A 19,724-nucleotide genomic window follows, 5' to 3' on the forward strand; every position below is an offset into this window, starting at 1 on the left:
CACTACATGTAGTGGTTTCTCCGCAAAATACGGAAGAGCCAAAATCTTGTCCGTGGAGCTCTCTCTTTATTACGAGCATCCAGTACACCGGATGCTCTTCGGGATTCTTGGAAACAGGAACAACTAGCGCAGCAACAGATTAACCGAGCGCTTGCTATAGCAAAAAAGAAATTAGGTCGCAGACAGCTTGCTGAGTTTGAAAATTGGGTTGCTGACACAGTGCGTGAACAAAACAACTCAGCCCGACTAATCGGCACACATCTCACTTCTCTAGGCTTATTACCTGAAGTTCAACCCCAGGATGTTGTTACTGAGCTTACTTTGAGCGTTGATCGATTGCTGAGACAGCATTCTGAGCTTATGGTTTTTGCCAAGGATGCCAGTAGATTAGCGGCTGCAATCACTAATCAAGAATTTATTTATGGAGCATCCATACTTGAAACTATATACAAACGCCACGGATACTCATATTGGGCCGTGGAGACTGAAATAGCTTTGATGCATGCAAGTTCAGGTTTAGATACTGTCAAATCGAAAATCAACAGAATGTCGATTGGTACAACAGGACTAAATAAGTTTTTTCTTTACTACATCGGAATGCGAAATGAACCTGCTCAGACTACCTCACGATATAAGGCAAACTTAAAGAGAAAAATTGATGAGTCAAATTTTTCTGATCAATTGCGTACATATTCCAAATATAGACTTTATGGAGCTCTTGAGATCGATCAAGTTAAATTAGCACATGTACTTGCATATGATCAACTAACAACAACTGTCGATCTCTTGTTTACCGTAATAAAGGTAACGAGAATAATTCTTGGGCAACAATTTGCATTTTCAAATTACATTATTAATGCAGCAAAAGAAACATTAAATACCTTGGCACCGATAATTTCAGCACTTGGAATTACTGCTTACGGACAGGATGACAGCTGGGAAAGTGAATTGCCGCCAAAAGGTCAAAGTGCTTCATCATTAGCCCATATCGCACACAATTCAATTCAGGCATGTCTTAATTTATATGAAGAACCGCTTTCCACTGAGAATAATTATGAAACTTTAGTCATTAACGGTTTAGCTTCTATCCTATCTACTAGAAGCGATAAAGTAATCGCTGAGGAGCTTGCAAAAACTCTATTAAATTTTAGTTGGCTTCCTTTAGCCATCGAATTAGGCGAAATCACATCTGTGCCGAGCTTACCTGATGTTTTTGTTACAGTCTTCCTAACTCAACATGCTAAAAAGCCAAAAATTTACACTATTTATGATGCGCTAATATCAATAGTTGATTCTCTTTTGACAGGTTCAAGTTTTAATTCTAATAAAGAATTACAGCAGTTAATTATTAGAATACGCGAGCTGCAGTCGACAGATAAAGTCATAACTACAGAACTTCAGTTAGGTCAAGTTGCCAATGACATTCAACAAGTAATTTTGGCTCACTTCTTTTATGAAAATGGAGATATACCGTCATGTCTAAATATATGTGCTGAAGCTGGCATGAACAATGATCAACTTATTCCACTGCTACCGCTAGCGAAATTATTCCAAGGCGTGAAGTGGGCTACTTTACGTCGATGTGCAGACTCAATTGATTTATCAATTGCACTCGATCACTATCTACGTATTATAGATGATCGAAAATCAAAAACGCACAAAAGGTATGCAGTTGAAGAATTATTAAAATTACACAAATGCAAGACCATAGTTGATATGCCAGAAGCATTAGTAAACGCAGGCGTTGAGAAAGATAAGATTGAATTTTTGTGCTATTACGTCTGCGATATTGTGACTTTAGAGCTCCTTCCGGACATGAGCAATTCGAGAACGGTTTTCAATACACGTAGAGAAGTTCTCAGTCAATTAGCTGCACTCCATACCGACCGAGAGTTATCTTATCTTCGTGAGGTTGAACATATTGAGGATGATTTACAAGTTAATGATGGCTTGTCTGTTCTTGACGACAGTAAAGTTTATGTCGATGAACAGGCCGTTCTTAATTTTATTTCCAAAGAAATGTTTGCTGACTTTCAGCGATATCTGAAAATTGTTGAAACAGGTGTTGGAACTTCAGAGTCAATAAACGAATTGTTAAAAAGTTTCAATAATCCTTCAGCCAGAACCTTTCAAATTCCAAAGAATGATGCGGATGATCTGCTAACTGAAATACTTCGGGCTATTCTGGATCGTTTCTTATTCGATCCAGCGTCAGGATTGGATATTATTATTGGTCGACGCATAAGGCACGGCACAATTTCAAGCGAAATACGTGGGGTATTGGAAGCGGCCGATTTGATTGGTCATAAACCTCGCATTGGTGCTGCTTATTTGCCACCAGCTCGTGTGACTGATATATGCGCAAAATTTGATCCTAAACACAGGAGAATAGTAATTGCTGCATTTGGCCGCTTTTCTGAATCCATTGATCAGCTTATTGCTTTACTCCGAGATGAGTATTTTTATGTTCGTTCAAAAGAAAAGACGAGAGGAATTTTTGACCTTCAGTTGACACCCGTTATTTTTGCAATAGCTCGTAGTGTTGCTCAGAAATGTGACTCAATTGACCAGTTTGCAAAGGAATGTTTTGAACTTTTTTGGTACTACTTATCAATTAGATTAGAAACGTTACGTCCAAATATTGAAGTAGAGACAAAAAAAACTTTGAATTCGATATTTCATAAATTAACAAATGAGCTAAGAGCTATAAGTGCTGTTGATGCAGTGTTTTTTGCCCAATTGCAGCAGATTTCTGATGAACTTCAACGACGCGCATCTATGATAGCTGGTTGGATTCGCATTCCGAACGCAAGCATAGAGAGTAATAGCTACACAATGCAACAGGTCATGGATGTTGCAGTTGCAGTAATTGCTGGTCAGCGCCCTGGTTTTAGACCCATTTTTACATCAAATTTACCAGATAGCTTAAAACTTGATACTCATGGTTTCTCCATTGTTTCAGATGCTTTATACATTGCTTTCGATAATACCTGAATCCGTGACTCCACATATTGCCAGACCTTTTATTCGTCATACTCTTCCAAAATTCGCTGAATTTAAAAGTGTGGTCCAGGCAATCGAGTTTAACGGCTAGAAATGCAGCGTATTATCTGGAATATTTTCCCTGCATGATTCAATTTGATGGACTTTAGGCGCAGGATTCCCAAGCCACTGTGAATTTGCGGCGTTGTGCTATCGATGGCAGAGCGATCAGTCGCTAGCCGGCGGCGAGTTTGGCGTAGGTGGATTCAAAAGCGATGAAACCGGGACAGCTCTGTGAAAAGCGCAGCTTCAGCCGGTGCCCGCTACGGATGAGTCGCGCGGCCAGATACATCAGTTCCTGGATCACGGTTTTGATACGCCGCCGCTTGGCAGGATGCCTGACCGGGCTTTGTTCGCCCAGCAAGCCGATCAGGCCTATCCAGCGCAGGATGTTGTAGCTATAGGCGCTGAGGCTCATGATCAGGTCGTTGGTGGCAAACTTGCCGGATGGCAGGCGCTCGATATCCAGATCGGTCTTGAATTCGCTGTGGAATTGTTCAGCGGTGGCATGGTCGCGATAGAGGGCAATAACCATGGCATCGTCGTAATCGGCCACCGGCAGACTGGTCCACCAGCCTTCGATTTCGATATCCGGTAGCACGAGGGCTTGGCCTTGAGCCGTGATGGTGCGCTCGGTGATTTGCATGACCCGGCGACAGGTATAGGTTTTACCGTTGCGAGTGTGTTGCTCCATGACACTGAACAAGGCCACGCGTTTGCCTTCGCGCGGTGTGGTCCACTGGCCGTGTTGTTCGGCGTAGGCCAGCCAGGCGTCGGCATCTTGTTTACGCGGGTTCCATTTGATGATGAAATCGACCTGATCGGCTTCGTGTAAGTCGATGCGATTGTCGAGCGCGTCGTGACCGCCATCCAGCCGGACCAACAAAGGCAAAGTCGTCAAACGTTTCGCGGCGGCGAGTCCGCGCTCCAGCGCATAGCGGAATTCGTATTGGCAATGCTGCTTGCCTTCGCGCAGTTCATTACCAATACACCAGCCCTCTTTACCCAGATAGAGGGCAATCGGGGCGTAGCCGTCAAAACCTTTGTAGGTTCGGGAGACGCCTTCTTTGCAGGTTTTTTCGTTGTTCATGGGGTAAACATCGATATCCAACGCGACATGGCCTGTGGCTAACGGCGTTACCGGCACCTGGGCGTGAGCCAGAAAATCGAGGTTGCTTTGATAAATGATCGGTAATAAGGCGTCGGCGTGTTCATCCAGCCGCTGTCTGAGGCGGGCGCTGGAGGGTACTTGATGAATGGCGAGTGCGGCTTTGAAATAGTCGTCGTCGCGATGGTTTTCGATGGCTTCGAAGTCGCTTTTGCCCAGGCTAAGGGTGCCTATATAGCTTTTGATAATATCGGCGTGAGCAATACCGTGCCGTAGCGGAATACCTTTTTCCAGCGCCTGATTGAGCTGGCCATATTGATTCAAACATAAACCGACCAAGGCTAATCCAGAATGGCTGGTATAAAATTCAGTTTCAGATTGCTCCAGGATAAACCGCTTCATGAATCACTCGCCGGGTGAATGGAAGAATAGCGGTATTATCCCAGAATAAGCGTTTTAAATCATTGCGTTGCGGCCGTGGATGACCTTTTAAGTCACGGATTCAGGTAATATTTATCAACATTCAGGAAAAAAAATAAATAATAACGTCAAAGTTGATATTGAGTTTAATAAGCAGCGATCGATTTTATCATTCACTATTACAAATGAGATTGCTAATAACCACCGTAGCCTTGAAAAAGATACTAAGATTTCTGCTATTCTTTCGGATATACAGAAAAGAGTATATGGAGAGCGCGCGCGTCTTAACAGAGGCTCTGGATTATACAAACTCGCAGCCATTGTTATGCAATCTGAGGAGACTGGTATTAGTTTTGGATATATCGCACAAAACCTTTTTCAGTTAAAATTTGACCTAATTTACATACCATTACCTGCAACTGATAAGCAGTCAATTTCTGTTAATGATTTAACTGCCATTAATTCTAAAGAAGCTGCATCCATTTAAGTAAATAATGTATTCATACATTGCTGATACAGGATATGACAACTCTTAACTACAACAAAAATAATACTTATGATATTTTATTTTAAAGTCAAATTATTATATTTACTAGCCTAATTAAGAAAAAATGCCTTTAACAGTTTTGATTATTGAGGATAGTGAAACGAAACTAAATAGCATTCAACTCGTTTTAGAACGCGAATTGCCATTGGTTTGTATCAGAAAAGCCCTTTCCGTAAGATCGGCAGTAGATAGCGTATTAGATATTTTGCCAGACTTGATAATAGCTGATATGTCGCTCCCCACCTATGATATTGAGGCGCGAGAACGTGGTGGCACTCCAAGACCCTTTGGTGGAATAGAGGTTTTTGAAACACTTGAGCGATATGAAATTGTAGTACCTATAATAGTCGTAACTTCGTATCCAGCTATCACTGAAGGAAATCAATCCATAGGTCTTACAGAATTATCAGGCTCTTCCGTATTTCGCGGAGTAGCCCCGACATATAGGGTTATGCATAACCGAACAACCGTCTCCCTTCGATATCAAGCCAGATATGCTGAAACAGGCGGACGGTATTGTAAATGCCAAAGCAGCGTCGTTTGATGCTTTTGATTTTGTTGTTAAGCCCTTCAACAAAGCCACTGGTTTCCCGGCGAATGAAATAGTTGGTGATTTCATTTCGCCAGTTTTGATAGGTTTTGACAAACGCATCAAAGCCCTTCAACTTCAAGACTTTGATATGCTCCATCCAGCGATCCAAGGCTTTTTCGGCCTCAGCCTTATTGAGTCGGCGCTCAAAAATACCCGTCAAAAGCTCCCGTTGGATATAGACTTCTCGCAAAATGGGGGCTTGCTGGAATAGAAAAAGCAAAACGGTTTGCTGATCGGCAGAGAGTTCCATCCAGCGCTTCCGAAAAGCCCACATCGCGCCTTTCAGCTTGGCATAATCCTCGGCAGACAGGGTATTCTTGAGTTTTTTCATTTCCGCCTTGCGGACCTGGTCGGCGCCGTCTCGATAATGCTTGGCGACATGGAAGCGATCAACCACCACCTCGACGCCGGGCAATGTCTCATAGACGGCGTTGCGATACCCTTCATACATGTCCACGCAGACGCGTTGTAACGCGTGTTGCTGTGCCTCGGGAATATTCTGCAAAAAGGCTTTAACCGTTTCTTTTTTGCGGTCGGGCAGCACCGCCAGAATCCGCTTATGGTCCTCGGTATCGATAGCCGACACGATGACCACAAAATCTTGATGCCCTTTTTTCAAAGCGATTTCATCCAGTCCCAGCAAGCGAATGCCTTGGATGGCAGACCAATCAACTTGTTGGGCCACGTGCCGATTGATAATCCCTTCCGCCGCTTCGGCGCTGATGCCGTGCTTCACGTCCATGTCGGTCACGCTGCTGTTGATCAATTCACGCAATATCCACTGCTCATACGCTTTGGTATGGGGGCTTTTCCAGTTATACCAGCCACATTGTTGCGTGGTCGTCGGACCTTTGGGGCAGTCAGGGCATCGATAGCGCTTGGGGGTTAGCTTGATCCAAACCGGCCGATCGAAAATCGACAAATGACGCAAGGTGATTTCTCTGCCATAGCCATAAAACTTATCGATCCTCTGGCCGCATTGATGGCAGGTTGCACTGGTTAACGTACTACTGACCGTGATGATGAACTCGCCTTTGGCGGTGGTTTCAACTTTTTCGATACAAACATCAGGTATATCCAGCGGTATTTGAAGTAGCGACTGTGTCATCACGATACTCCAGCGTTAAATTGTCGACCTTAGCAAAACTCACTGTGGCAGGCAAAGACTATAGCACTACATGTAGTGGTTTCTCCGCAAAATACGGAAGAGCCAATTATCAAAGCGTCTACAGGACGATTTTCCTGATTATTTTCTCGGTACAGTATATTTTGATTCCACATACTCTGATTGGGATAGAGAAATTACTGTTTTTATTCATAAAGTATTGGACGCTAAACATGGCACTTGAAATATTGCTACTCGAAGATGATCCTTCAAAAAAGAACCGACTATTGAGCTTGTTAAATTCTAGAAAAGAGTTGTTTGGTCAAATTGATACAGCACTTTGTACTTCAGACGCAAAACGTATGCTAAAGTCAAAATATTACGACCTATTTATTGCAGATGTTGTAGTACCTAGTGATCTTGGCGGGGAAAAAAGCGAAGAAAACTGCATTGCTCTTTTTGAGGAGCTAGATGATGGTTTTGACGGAATTACATGTCCAAACTTTTCACTTCCAATGAGTTCTTCTAATGAATTAAGCGCAACTGCCCATGAGTTCTTTAAAGGGCGCCCCTGGGGTATTTTGCCTTACACCGATACAAGCGATGAGTGCTTAGACACAATCGAGAAGGTAGCTAGATTTGTGTTGGCAGATAAAGAAAGAGATTTAGATAATTCATCCTGTGACATTTTCATTATAACGGCACTTATGGAGCCGGAATTTGCCGCAATTGAATCACTCGGTCTAGAGTGGGGTGCATTTGAACCTCTCGATAGTTCGCAATTGCTTCGTTTTGGAGAAATTCGTATTGGAGATAAAGACTATAAAATTGCCGCTGGGTTTAGCACCAGGATGGGGCCTGTCGCATCAGCTATATTAACTGTTAAAGCGCTATTAAAATTGAAGCCTAAATTAGTAATCATGGCTGGTATTTGTGCAGGGATTCCTGGAAAAGCAGAAATTGGAGATGTTATCGCAGCAGATATATCTTGGGATTGGCAAAGTGGCAAATACATTGATAAGTCAGGTCAAGAAGCATTTGAAATTGCGCCACACCAGCTGGGTTTGGATGATCAATGTCGCAATCAACTTCTGCTACTCAAGCGTGATAAAGATTTTTGGAATTCACTTGCCCCTATGGCAGTTCGAACAAAGGTAGATATACCAAAACTTATCCTTGGACCGATGGCAACTGGATCATCAGTGTTGGCTGATGCACGTGTAACCGAGCGAATCAAAGCAAGTCAACATAAAAACGTGGCTGGGCTTGACATGGAGACTTACGCGGTGTTCGCGGCAGCGAACGCCTGTAATCCAAAAGTCAAAGTCATGTCCCTTAAATCAGTTTGTGACAAAGGCGATGTTAAAAAGAACGACGAATACCAAGAATACGCTGCCAACGTATCAGCAGCCACAGTATTTCAGTTCCTCAAAAATTATGTTGCACCTTTACTGTAGCCCTTAACAGGCTCTTGAAATTTGAAAATCTTTTCCACTTTGGGCGGTATATATACAATTTTCACAACACACTTGCATGTAAGCAATTGATTGTTATCTAAAATTCTTGATCTAAAAACTTATCGGTAGCGGCCAGCACAGGAATAAGCGTGGTATCCACATACTGGGCACCAGTTGCATCAATGGGCTTTTGATTGCTCTTTTTAGCGGCGAGAGCTTCATGGCCATTGCCAGCTAGTAACTCATCCAGCATGGGTTGGTAGCCGGGTTGCCAAGCATCGAGGCCTTCAAACGAGTGGCGTAACGATTTTATAATCTGCATGCCGGAATAATCTAAATCCCCCCAGAACCAAACCGGCAATGCTTCGGCATCACGGATTAGCCAATGACAAAAGCGCTGGCAATCTTGATGCGTTAAGTTGCCATGAGCCGCAAAATACACCGATACACCCGATTCAGTGCGCAAACGCTTGGCACTGCCTTTGAACCCGGAAGCAAATACTAAAGCCAAGCTATCAAATCGCCCTGTCGTTTCGCGGCTGGCTTTTTCAAACGTAGCTAGATTCTCGACGAACAATACGCCGCTGAAGGTTGTTGCAGGTAAATAGACCTGTAATTGAATCGGCGACTCTGGAAACGGGCATTCTTCCAAATCAAGCAAAGTGGCGACCAAAGCTTGCCGATTATCCAACACCTTGGACTGGCCCCAGAATAGACGGGCCGAGACTTCGCGTAGCAGCAAAGGCTCATCGATTAAGTTTGGTAGCAGGTTAAGCCGTTCGACGATATCTTCAGCCGATTTACCTGGGATTTCTAGTTTCTGTCCTGCAACTTGCTCTCGAATGGTTTCATCCACATGCAATTTTGCATACACTGCATCCCGCCATTGCTGGGCTGAGCTTCTAATCGGTTGTGGGCGATCTGTAATTTGGCGTAACAATGCTGGATCAACGATCTCAATGCGCGGATTTAATTCATATTGCGCTTTGCCGGGTTGCGCTTTATCGGTTTTGATCGCTAGCCAGCCCCATTGCTGTATTTGTAATAAGTAAGACCAATAAGTCTCTTTGTCGGCTTCAAACTCGGCATCAAACAACGCAGGCATTATTTTGCGATCGAGTTTCACTGGCCGTAACGGTTTGTCATCGGCTTTATCGAGTTTATCGACTAGCCGATGCAGCAGGGTTTGAACGTATGACTGATTGAGCCAGTGTGGTCTATTCATGCGTTCGAATGTTCATCGGCCTCAAACGCCAACAGAGTTTGCTGGCGAACTTGTTGGCGGCGTGACGCCCACAGCTCACGCAGTTTGTCGGGATTGAGGTCTCGCTCGTCAGCTTCGGAAATGAAATCTACCTCACCGTTGCCTTCAGCCTCGGTGCGCGTGAAACTCCATTCCTTGGTAAATTCCGTTTTGATGGCACCGGCATGTTTGGTGGGCATGGCGCAGATCAGCTGCATGTCGAGACTGTCGCGAATAAAACGAATCACGTCATGGGCGCGGCGTTCGTCCATTTTGGCAAATGATTCGTCGTTGACCAGTAATTTCAGATTCATGCCCTTATCGAAATGCTTGAGGCGATTGGTGACGACGGCGGCGCGAATGATGTAAGCCGGTGTTTCCAGCTGACCGCCAGACCCCGTACCCCATTCAGACAGTGCCACTCGCGAACCGCTGTCCGAGTCTTTCCAAATTTCATAACGGCGATAATTGCGATAATCGGCCACCCGCTGTAACTCCTTCAAGGCCTGTTCCTGATCATCGGCCAGCAACAGTCCGACCAAGCGATCACGGATTAGGCACTGTTCTTGACTGAGTTCCTGATTGTCGAACAAATCCCCGGCATCCTGCGATTCCGACAAATCGTAGGCCGCACAGAAGAAGTCGTAATACTCCTTGAATTCTGGCACCCACACCGACCAGTCCAGCTTGAATTGATCAGTGCCGAATTTCAGTCTGCCGAGCTCGGTATTCAGGATTTTCAGTGTTTTGACGCCTTGATCGACACTATTCCTGATCTCATAGCAAAATTGTTTGGTGAACACGTCTTTGAAGGACGATTCGGCTGTACGCAATTTATCCAGATTTTTGACGAAGCCAATCTCGCGCTGCTCCTGCAATTGCTGACGCAAGCCTTCCAATAATTGAATTAGCTGGCGATATTGCGCCGCAAAGTCACTGTCACGCATCTGATGATCGTGCGGTAAATGCAGTTGCTCATGACCACGTGCATGCAAGTTGTAATCGCCGATGCTTTCGTGAATGCGACCATAGACTGCGGTGGCCTCAATCAGTTGTGTGCGGTGTTTATCCTGCAATTCATGATTGGATAAAGCACTCACCATCAGTTCATCCACTTGTTGTTGGATGTTGGTTAACGATAATGCTTGGTTGACCATGCTCAGCCATTGAATCGGTTGTAAATCATCTTCAATTTTCTGCTGTTTGGCGGCTAGACCACGCTGCAAAAGGCTCAGGGTGTTTTGTTGCTGCTCCTTGTCATGCAAGAATTTTCCGGCTTTCAGCGTGTGCTGTTGCACCTGTTGTTCCAAGGCGGACATCTGTTGATCTAGCGTATCTTTCTCGGCTTCCAGCAGTTGCACTTCCGTTAAATCCAGACGTGCCATATCGGCCTGTGCTGCCTCGTGATCGCGTAAAGCCTGCTCTAGCTTGGCAGCCTCGCTAAAGCTGGGGGTCTGTAAATTCACTAACAAGCCCAGTAAGGCGTTGAGCTGTGTACCTTCGGTTTTTAAGGTTTGTAACTCCTGCTCGGCCCTTATGTAGTCTTCCATGGCCTTCTGCCGGGCCTGAAACTGCGCTTCTTTACCAAAGACTAAATTGTCGGTTTCAGAGGTAAACATGGTGCGAGAGCCAGAGGCATTGCCATCCCTCATCAATCCCCGTGGGGTATAGCGTAATTGTTCAACCGTATCGACTTTAACTACCGGACCGAATTGATCCACCAAATAGGCATAGGCAATGGGATGCTCGGCATGCAGCTCATGCACAATCGAGTCTTTTGATAACAACTCCGGCTTGGCTTTTTGTTTACATAAAGCTCCTTGAACGATTTTGGCATTCAGATGCTTTTGCTTGACGAACTCGATACTGCGCGCTTCCCAGGCTTCATCGACCACAAAGTTGAAGCGGGCTCCGGCCAGATAGCCTTCAATCGCCGGTTGCCATTGCTGACCTTTGGGCTCGATCAAGTCACACAATACTTGCGCACGCGCAGCGGGTAGCTCAGTACGAAAGGCCTTCAGCGCACGGGCGATGTGATGAGGATAATCCGCGCCACCTTCGGCAAGGTTGGCTTTGCGATCGGCCAATTGTCGTTCTTGCGTTTTGGCTTTTTCCTGGCGACTCTGTAACTGCCCCAGTTGACTATGCACTGCGGCTTGAAAGCTGTTTTGGGTACCGGCCAGCACTTGATGCAGTTGCTGGAACCGTGCTTCCATGCCGTCCAATGTCCGCACCACCTGCAACAGTAGATGCGCGTCGGCTAGTGGTTGCTGACAAAGCTGTGTCACTTGTTGTGTCAGTTCATTTAACGGTGCTTGCTCAATCGCTGCCAGCATATCTGCCAGGGTTTGTGCGGCCTCGGCTAATTCTCGCTTGGCAGGCGGAAAAGCCATGCCAATAATGCTCAAAGCCGTGCTGTGCAATTGGCTGGCCTGCTGCAATGCCGTGTTTAGACTCTGAACGGCGGCATTGGCTTGGGCCAATACAGCGCTAAGCCGGTCTTCAATGTGCCGTTTTTGATTGGATGCCTCAATGCCGCTTAAACGTGCGGCCAACCGTACTTGACTATCGTACAGGCTTTTTTTGTCACGGTTTAAACTCTCAATTTGGGTCTGTGAGCTGTGAATGTTTTTTTCCAGTTCGACGATAGCCCTGGTTGCCTGATCGATCTGCCCCTGGTCATGTAGCAAATCACGCTGCGATAAAGCCAGCTGATACTGCAAGGCAGATTCATACGCCGTATTGGCCTGATCGATCAGCTTTTCCATCCGCTCCAGACGCAGTACATTGTCCTTCAGACGATCACCTTCCTGGCGAAGATTATGGACCTGTCGCATCAGCTCACTGATTTGTCCAATACGTTGTGGCAATTGCTGGGTATCGTTTTCCAGAATCTGGGTTTTGACCAACTCGTCGACGCTGCCAATGGGTTTATGGGCAATCGATTGGCTCCATGCTTTAGCTGCCAGTTCGGCTTCCTGAAACGAGACATTGCGTTGACCGCGAAACCGGCCATAGAGCTGACATAGGTATTCGCGCTTGGCATCACGTAAATTCAATACCTGCGGATACTTGGCTTTCAAATGGTTTTCGATTTTCTCAACCTCAACCACGCAGAGCTGCTCGCCGCGGTCTGTACTGACTAAATCCGGTAAGCTTAATACCGCATCGTCAATGAGCAACAAGGCCAAACGTTCCTGTACCGCCTGACGACGTTCGCCCGAACCATCGACCCGCGCCGCCGCCGCAATCAAGGCGGTAAATGGCTTACCGTCTTCACCCGCATCGGGCTTGAACACGCCAGCCACATAGCCATGAGCGCCGTTGGGACGGGCAAACAGATTGTCCTCGGCACCAACGATATACGACCATAAGGTGCGCTTACTCTTGCTGCTGCGCGAGGTTTGGGTGGTTTCGTCTTGGCCGGGATTGTAGCTGTAAATATTTTGGTGGGCGGCGGTCATCACCGTTTGCAAGGCATCCAGCAAGGTGGATTTGCCGGAGCCAGTAGGGCCGGTCAACAAGGTCATATTGCCCATCGGATATTCATCGCTGCGCAATGAACCCCAGTTAACCAAAATTAATTTATCCAGCTTCATGCCTGCTCTCCGCTGCCATCCGGCTCACTGGTGACTTCAATCTGACCTTCGGCTTCCAGAGCGGCTGCTAGCACGTCCTCACTGATAATACCCAGTATGGTCGGCCTAATGGCGATCAATGCATCTTCATCGTGCATCGAGAACAAGGCGTTGTACTGAATCAAACGGTGTCGTTTCAAGTCTTTTAGCAAGCGCTCGCGGTCGCCCAAATTGTCGGGCAATGTCCGTTTGATCTGAGTTTGCAAAGTGGTGGCCAACTCGTCAAAACGAATCAGAATCTCACCCGCATCGCTGAGGCGGCTACCGCCTTCCACTAAACCCTGCTGATATAAAAACCGTAATGCCAACGCTGCTGCGACAAAATCCGCAGATAAACGCGCACGTAACGAGGCCACGACATCAACATCGTCTTCGACCATGCCGGGAATTTGCGCACCAGGCGCGTACAACCGGAAAAACTCGTTTTGCAGATCGTGGATTAACCGAAAACCGGCAAGCGAAAAGTATTCAACCAATAGGTTTTCGATGCGGCAGGCATCGTCGTAACAGCGCTGTTCCACGCCATCTTCGTCACGCACAATAATGCCCCAGGCAAACAAACGGGCAACGATTTCCTGAAAGCGTTGCAGCTTCAGGTTTTCCGGCTGCAATCGGTCAAGCAGGTTTTGAGTCAGTGTCATGGTTCAGTTGGATTTGATAGTCACTACCGCTGTAGTAAGGGGTTTGCAGTTGGCTGGGCAATTGCGTTGCAGTGAGACTTTCATCGCGGGCAGCACGCACTGCTTCCACCATCTGCATGTTTTGTAATAAATCGGTGACGGTTTCAACCGGCAGACTGGACAAGCGAATAGGCCGTTGACGCAAACGTAATTCACTACGTATAAAATCCACCACATCCTGATTGGACAAGGTAAAAGCAGCCGCTTCAGCGCGTTGTATGGCCGCATTCAATCGCGCATCGCGACTGATTTTAGGCAATGCAGTCACCGTTAAGGCCTTGCGGCGCTGCGAAGCACTGCGTAATTTAAAAGTAGAAGGGTCCAATAAGCGCACTTCGCTGGCAGCAATCGAAGCCCCCAATGCCTTCAAAAACTGCGTTTGTTCATTGCCTTCCAGAGCCGCCACTTGGGCAATCGCCCGACTGAAACCTTGTCGACGTTGTCCGCCTTGCAGCATCAAGGCTTGTTGCACAATACTGGCGGCACGGCGCATGTAGATATTCATGGCCTTGATCAGTTCAGGATGTTTGCCGGTACAGGCGACTTCTACCCGGTCTTCAATTCGATCCAGTAGCCAATCGAAAATACTGTTATCACCGCGTTCGGCATCGGCCCAACTCGCAATATCCTGTAACTGATTTTCAAAGGCCTGGAATTTGCTGCTGTCCAAATTACGCAAGCGGCTTAAGTTATCGAGGATGGCCTGACGATGGCGATCCACGTTGTCGGCAGTTAGTTGCTTTTTGAACTCTTTTTCAAAGCGATCCAGAAACTCGATGAATTCGTCCCAGGGTGTATTGGATGCTTCGCTCATCAAACGACGCACCAACTCCTGAAAATAATCCACACCTTCCGATAAGTCGCTGATGATTTTTTCCGCGTAGTCGTAGGCGTCGATCAAATCATAAGCGTCGATATTTTTACGGGCGGCTTCCAGCGCATTGCGGCAACTGCGGACATTGCGTTGACGACTACGAGCGCGCATACGATCCAGCGACCACAACGCTTCGGCAAAGAGTTTGCCCGCGCGACTGAAGCGATAAGCCGTAACCAATCCAGAACGGTCACCAAAGGTTTCCAACCAGCCATCTTTTAATAAGGTACGAATCAGCACCGTGATTAGCTGCTGATCGTCAGCGCAATCTAACGCAGATAGCTCGTCACCATCCTGAATACAGTCAACCGCCAAATCATTCATCAAGCCTTGCACAGAAGCACTCAGCAAATCCTTTAAAGCATCGCGCGTCAGGTTTTGCGAATAATCCGCACTAGGGCCGTGCAAGCGCTCGTACAGTACACGCAAACAGGCGACCACCAACTCTCGGCGTTTGCCGGTTAGGGGGCGAAAAAAGTGTTGCCGTTCAGACTCAAAGAACACTGGGATTTATAAAAGACTGAGGGAAAGCGCCAATTCTATAGCGGGTCGTAGTGAAGAGAAAAATATTATGCTGAGTTAATGCAGAATTCTTACAATCATTCAAGATCATCTCAGCCGTACATCGTTTTTATACAGAGAGAGCTGCCACTGAATAGAGTTTGAGCTGGCTATTGAAGGCTCAGAAATCCAGAACCGCAAACGTTGGGCAAGCAGATTTTCGTTAATTTAATAACTCGGATAATGGGTTTTGCCGGATCAAGATTCGAGTCTGGATTTAACCAGTTCAACTGAATGGTCAATTTGGTTTTTAACCTTCTCAATCATCTGCAATTCTTCTTGATTCGAAATCATCCCCTTTAATTCCACCACGACATTAGGCAAAGCCGATTCGATCCGCTCAATCATTTCAGCCATCAATTTATCAACAAATTTGGGTTTGACGGCAACATACTCGACAAATCGTTGCCAATGGCGAGCCATTAACCATTTGGGCCTATTCTCCCCACCGATCTTAAAGGCCAATTTTTGGCTTAGGTGGGGATAAACCGCTGTGCAAACCAAATCATAGAACGGCGCCAATTGTGTCCGCTTGCCTTGGGTCATTAACGATAGGTTTTTGGCATGGCCATCCATGTTGCCGACCAGCACATTGAAGATCACCCATTCGATCAGTCGCTTTTTATCGAGCGCCGGTTGGCTACTACGCGCCAATACCGTTTCGAAACAGGTTTTGAGTGAAGGTCCGCCTTCGGCCTCGTATTTTTTGCCGGATGGGATACCTAAAATCTGGCAAAGGTCGTTTTGGTGCAGACGTTGCAAGTGCCCACTAGCATCGATGGTTCGGTCATAGCGGGCGATAATCGCCGCCGTTAATTCCGGTGCATAGCGAACCTTGGCGACCTGGATGCCAATCTGTTCCGCCAAGGTCATCACCAAGGCTTCGTTGATCGCGGTATGAGGAATATCCTGCCGATGCTGTATCGATGGCTTGATGATGTGGCTGGATGGTGCGGCACCCAGTGGAATCGACAGATTGCCTTGATCATCGATAAACACGGTCATTTTGTCTTGGGCACCGGACAACGACATTCTTGCTTGTTCGCCGGAAATATCCAGCGGAATGCCTCTGGAACGCTCGAACCAGGCTTTGATGGCTTCCGGTGCAACAGATAAATAATGCGGCTCGCCCGTGGGTTCCATGCCTTCCGGCAAAATCGAAAAAGCCCCCGCCGTATCGCCGCCAAATCGTTCCAGCAAGCCAAAGATATTACCCTGAGAAATCTGCGCGGCTTGGCTGATGAAATTCAGTACATCGCCTTCCGGTAACAGGTTTTCGAAAAACGCCGTGACGCCATCGCTCGTGATTACTTGCTCGGTGAGTTGTAGGCTGGGAGAAAGGGCGAAAGCATCGGATTTAGCTAACCAATCAGGTGTGTAGCTGAATTCCAATTCGTACTGTTGGCTTTCTTGTAAATAACCGACTAATTGCTCGCCAGCGAACACTGCCAAGCGTTTCATAACTGCCGATCCATGATCACGACATCCAAGCCCAGCAAGTTCAGAATATGCATGACTTTATCGAATTGCACCGTACCTTTGCCATTTTCCAGATCGCTGATGAAGCGTGTGCCGGTCTGAGCTAATCCGGCTAAATCCGATTGCGTTAAGCCTTGGGCTTTACGCTGGCTGGCAACCATCTTTCCTAAGTCCATGGCATTTTGAATATTACCGAGCGGTGGGTTTGGGTTTGTCATGGTATCGTGTTGTCGTTATATTACCGATCAGGAATTTTAGATCATGCTCCATCCTTTTGCCAAGTAAGCATTACCGATCGGTATTTTTCACCCATGAATAGCCTCGAACAAGAGATCACTGAGTTAGAGCAAAAGCTCCATGCTTTAGATGCCGAACGCGAGACGGTGGCTCAAGCATTGGCAACACTTAGGCAAGGCGCAATAACCAACGGGCATCTCATCACACGGTGTAAGGCTTTTGTGCAAGAAGATCAGACAGGATGGAGAAATTTTTTGCGTGAATTACCAATATCAAGCTTTGAATATACTGCCTGCTTTATTGGTTCCTTAGCTGAGTGAGTTTTAAAATACCACTGGGTTCTAATAGATATAATCTTATTGATGAAAAATGATTTCGGTACTGGATATTTTTCGACGATTTCAAAGAGTCTTTCTCTTGCTGAGTGATCAAAATTACTAAGAGTGTCTAAAAAATAAAAATAGCTTATTATGTCATAAGCAGGAGTATTTTTCTCTCTAGCGAGAGCTTCTATAATCTCTTTAAGTTCCGGTTTGCTTATAGAGCTAACAATCTTTTCAATATTTCCCATTACCCAAACAAATATATTGAATAGAACGTTTTTTCTGATTTCCGAAAGCTGAATAGATTGTTGTTTATTTGGATCAAACTTGTCGGACATTTTGTATTGCCTTTGAATAAATCCAACTATATCCTCTAGTTTTTGCCTGTCAGTGAGTAAAATTTTAGCTAATCTCAATCCGGCATCGCAAATTGTTTCTATAATTTCGCGGATTGTAGTTATTTCTAATGATCCTGACTTGTTTTTTAATAACTGACTTAGTATTTCAATATTTTTGTGGCATTGATATATGCTGCCAAGAAAATGATCTTCATCAAGTTCGCTTTCCGTAGAGTCTTCGGAAGCATTCGATTCAATAATATCCCTTATATTTCTCTGCTGTTCCCTTTCAATCTCTATGTTTTCATTGCTTGATAATTGAGCGGGTATCGATTTAAGAAGTTCGTCAAACACGTCTGTTTCTTCTTTATCCAACTTAGCAGGTATTACGTCATCAATTGCACAAATAGTGTAAGTTAAAACCTCATTAAGAATATCATACGTTTGGGAGTGGTGGATTGTAAATATTAGTGTTAAAGAATTATTTCTAAAACGACTTTTTGATACTAGATCAACAATTAATTGATTGCAGGATTTATGATTCGCCGCAAGATATTGACCTAAAAAATAGTAATAACTATAAGCAAGATTAAACTTTATAAATCCATTACAAGTCTTAATCAATCCATTACATCCAACTAGTCTATTGAGAATAGCCTTGTTGACAATATATTTTTCCTTATATTTATTAACAAAGGCATCATATTGATATTGATCTATGGCTATGCCTGCCGAGTTTAAACTATGAATCTCAAAAGCGAGATGCTGTGCAAAGTTAAAACAAAAATTAATTGAATCATCGTCATTATTTATTCCGGACTTTCTTATATGAGCAAGGATCAAAACATAATAACAATGTCCATAGGCAGTAATTTTCAAATCTTTAGGCATAAACGCCTCATAAGACTGCAATATTGTGAGAATAAAAAACGGGTATCTGGGCAATATTTTGTTGTCAATAATAATTGAATTTATATTATTCTCAATTTTGTCTATTTCAGAGTAACCAGTATCCTCATCGAAATGTGTGCGTGTTACTGTAAGCCATTTCTTTATCAGTTTTTCTTGTTTCGCGTGAGTAAACTGTTTGATAGATAAGCTCGTGAAGTCTGTTAGGCGCATATCATCAGAAAAAAAGCTCGTATAATCATCTAACGAGGTAGTTATAATGATCTTGTCGAAAATTTTTCTTGCTTCTCCCAAATGATCCAAGCACTTTCCATGCGGAGAAAGATTGTCAAAAATAATTATTTTTTCATCTTTTTGAGACCAAATATCATAACTGCCGACATATTGACTTTCATAGCAATGTCGAAAAATCTCACTACTTGCCTTTTTGTTTAAAATATTATTTAAATCAATTAAAAGCACAGGGCGCCCTTCTTTTATTAGACTTGTTAGCAAGTGGGTGCATAATTTTGACTTTCCGCTTCGCTCCTCTCCACAAATAATTACCTTTCCACCTTGAAGTATTTGCAGAGGAGTCTCGATTAATATTTCCGATGTCAAATCTACTTGCTTTATTACATTAGGGAAGATAAATATGTCATTGATGTCAATTCTTTCACTGGCTTGAGAATGAAATTCTGTCTTTGAAATCTCGCTTAGGAAATCTGGGCGAAGCGCGAAGCATTTTGAGATTTCTTCGGAAACTTTTTTAATTTCTTCATATATTTCGCTGAGAGCACCGTCTTTAAAAGCTTGCATTGAAATTGGCATGTTGTTGTTCGGCAGAACTTTGAGTTTGTTCATACCATAGAAGTCTTGCCAAGGGCAGGCGTCTAATATAATTGGAATGAGGTACTTTTTATTGGCGTCAAAATATTTTTTTGCATACAGAAATTGGTGTTTGCAGTCATTGTCAGAAATAAAGGCGACACTCAAAAGAACAACAACAATATCTGATTTATCAATTTCGTACTCGACTTCTTTGTCTATTGTTTGGCCTGCTAATACTTCTTTTCTTGACCAGTCTTTTATCTTGTTGTTCTCCTTGAGAATGCTCAAATAACGCAACAAGTCATTACAAAAATCTTGATTGTCAGGGTGATACAAATAAACTAACCGTGGCTGTGCCATA

11 protein-coding genes are annotated in these 19,724 nt (G+C 44.9%); 2 read left to right on the forward strand and 9 right to left on the reverse strand.

Features of this window, described 5'->3' with window-relative positions:
- The first annotated feature begins 219 nt into the window (after positions 1 to 219).
- Positions 220 to 2,994 carry a hypothetical protein gene (locus NM686_RS20165; protein ID WP_255189606.1) on the forward strand — a complete coding sequence of 925 codons (2,775 nt, stop codon included), beginning with the start codon at positions 220 to 222 and terminating at the stop codon, positions 2,992 to 2,994.
- Between the two features lie 223 nt (positions 2,995 to 3,217).
- On the opposite strand, the gene NM686_RS20170 is transcribed toward NM686_RS20165, so the two are convergent.
- Both NM686_RS20170 and NM686_RS20175 read right to left on the reverse strand, forming a co-directional pair.
- On the reverse strand, positions 3,218 to 4,552 hold the full coding sequence (locus tag NM686_RS20170) for an IS1380 family transposase (RefSeq protein ID WP_255188233.1): 1,335 nt from the start codon (positions 4,550 to 4,552) through the stop codon (positions 3,218 to 3,220).
- A 1,014-nt stretch (positions 4,553 to 5,566) separates the two neighbouring features.
- Complete coding sequence (locus tag NM686_RS20175) at positions 5,567 to 6,817, reverse strand: ISL3 family transposase (RefSeq protein WP_255187011.1); 1,251 nt, start codon at positions 6,815 to 6,817, stop codon at positions 5,567 to 5,569.
- A gap of 230 nt (positions 6,818 to 7,047) precedes the next feature.
- On the opposite strand from NM686_RS20175, the gene NM686_RS20180 reads away from it, so the two are divergent.
- Complete coding sequence (locus NM686_RS20180) at positions 7,048 to 8,271, forward strand: 5'-methylthioadenosine/S-adenosylhomocysteine nucleosidase family protein (RefSeq protein WP_255189610.1); 1,224 nt, start codon at positions 7,048 to 7,050, stop codon at positions 8,269 to 8,271.
- Between the two features lie 97 nt (positions 8,272 to 8,368).
- Here the strand turns inward: NM686_RS20180 and NM686_RS20185 are convergent, their stop codons facing one another.
- The 7 genes from NM686_RS20185 to NM686_RS20215 form a co-directional block, all read right to left on the reverse strand.
- A complete protein-coding gene (locus NM686_RS20185) occupies positions 8,369 to 9,496 on the reverse strand; it encodes a DUF2220 family protein (protein ID WP_255189611.1) in 1,128 nt (375 codons plus the stop codon).
- Complete coding sequence (locus NM686_RS20190; protein WP_255189612.1) at positions 9,493 to 13,113, reverse strand: ATP-binding protein; 3,621 nt, start codon at positions 13,111 to 13,113, stop codon at positions 9,493 to 9,495. Before NM686_RS20190 ends, NM686_RS20185 begins: the two co-directional genes overlap by 4 nt.
- Positions 13,110 to 13,793, reverse strand: a complete 684-nt coding sequence (locus NM686_RS20195; RefSeq protein ID WP_255189613.1) for a DUF4194 domain-containing protein — start codon at positions 13,791 to 13,793, stop codon at positions 13,110 to 13,112. The genes NM686_RS20190 and NM686_RS20195 overlap by 4 nt, the downstream gene beginning before the upstream one ends.
- Positions 13,768 to 15,147 (reverse strand): Wadjet anti-phage system protein JetA family protein, encoded by a 1,380-nt coding sequence (locus NM686_RS20200; RefSeq protein ID WP_269021985.1) that lies wholly within the window; start codon positions 15,145 to 15,147, stop codon positions 13,768 to 13,770. The genes NM686_RS20195 and NM686_RS20200 overlap by 26 nt, the downstream gene beginning before the upstream one ends.
- Positions 15,148 to 15,465: 318 nt before the next feature.
- Positions 15,466 to 16,728: a type II toxin-antitoxin system HipA family toxin gene (locus tag NM686_RS20205; protein WP_255189615.1), complete on the reverse strand. Its 1,263-nt coding sequence runs from the start codon at positions 16,726 to 16,728 to the stop codon at positions 15,466 to 15,468.
- Entirely contained in the window at positions 16,725 to 16,964 is a 240-nt protein-coding gene (locus NM686_RS20210) for a helix-turn-helix transcriptional regulator (RefSeq protein ID WP_255189616.1), read from the reverse strand. The genes NM686_RS20205 and NM686_RS20210 overlap by 4 nt, the downstream gene beginning before the upstream one ends.
- Before the next feature lie 251 nt (positions 16,965 to 17,215).
- Positions 17,216 to 19,723, reverse strand: coding sequence for a TIR domain-containing protein (locus tag NM686_RS20215; RefSeq protein WP_255189617.1), 2,508 nt, complete (start codon positions 19,721 to 19,723; stop codon positions 17,216 to 17,218).
- Position 19,724 lies beyond the last annotated feature (1 nt).

This window comes from Methylomonas rapida, from assembly GCF_024360925.2.
Taxonomy (GTDB): domain Bacteria; phylum Pseudomonadota; class Gammaproteobacteria; order Methylococcales; family Methylomonadaceae; genus Methylomonas; species Methylomonas rapida.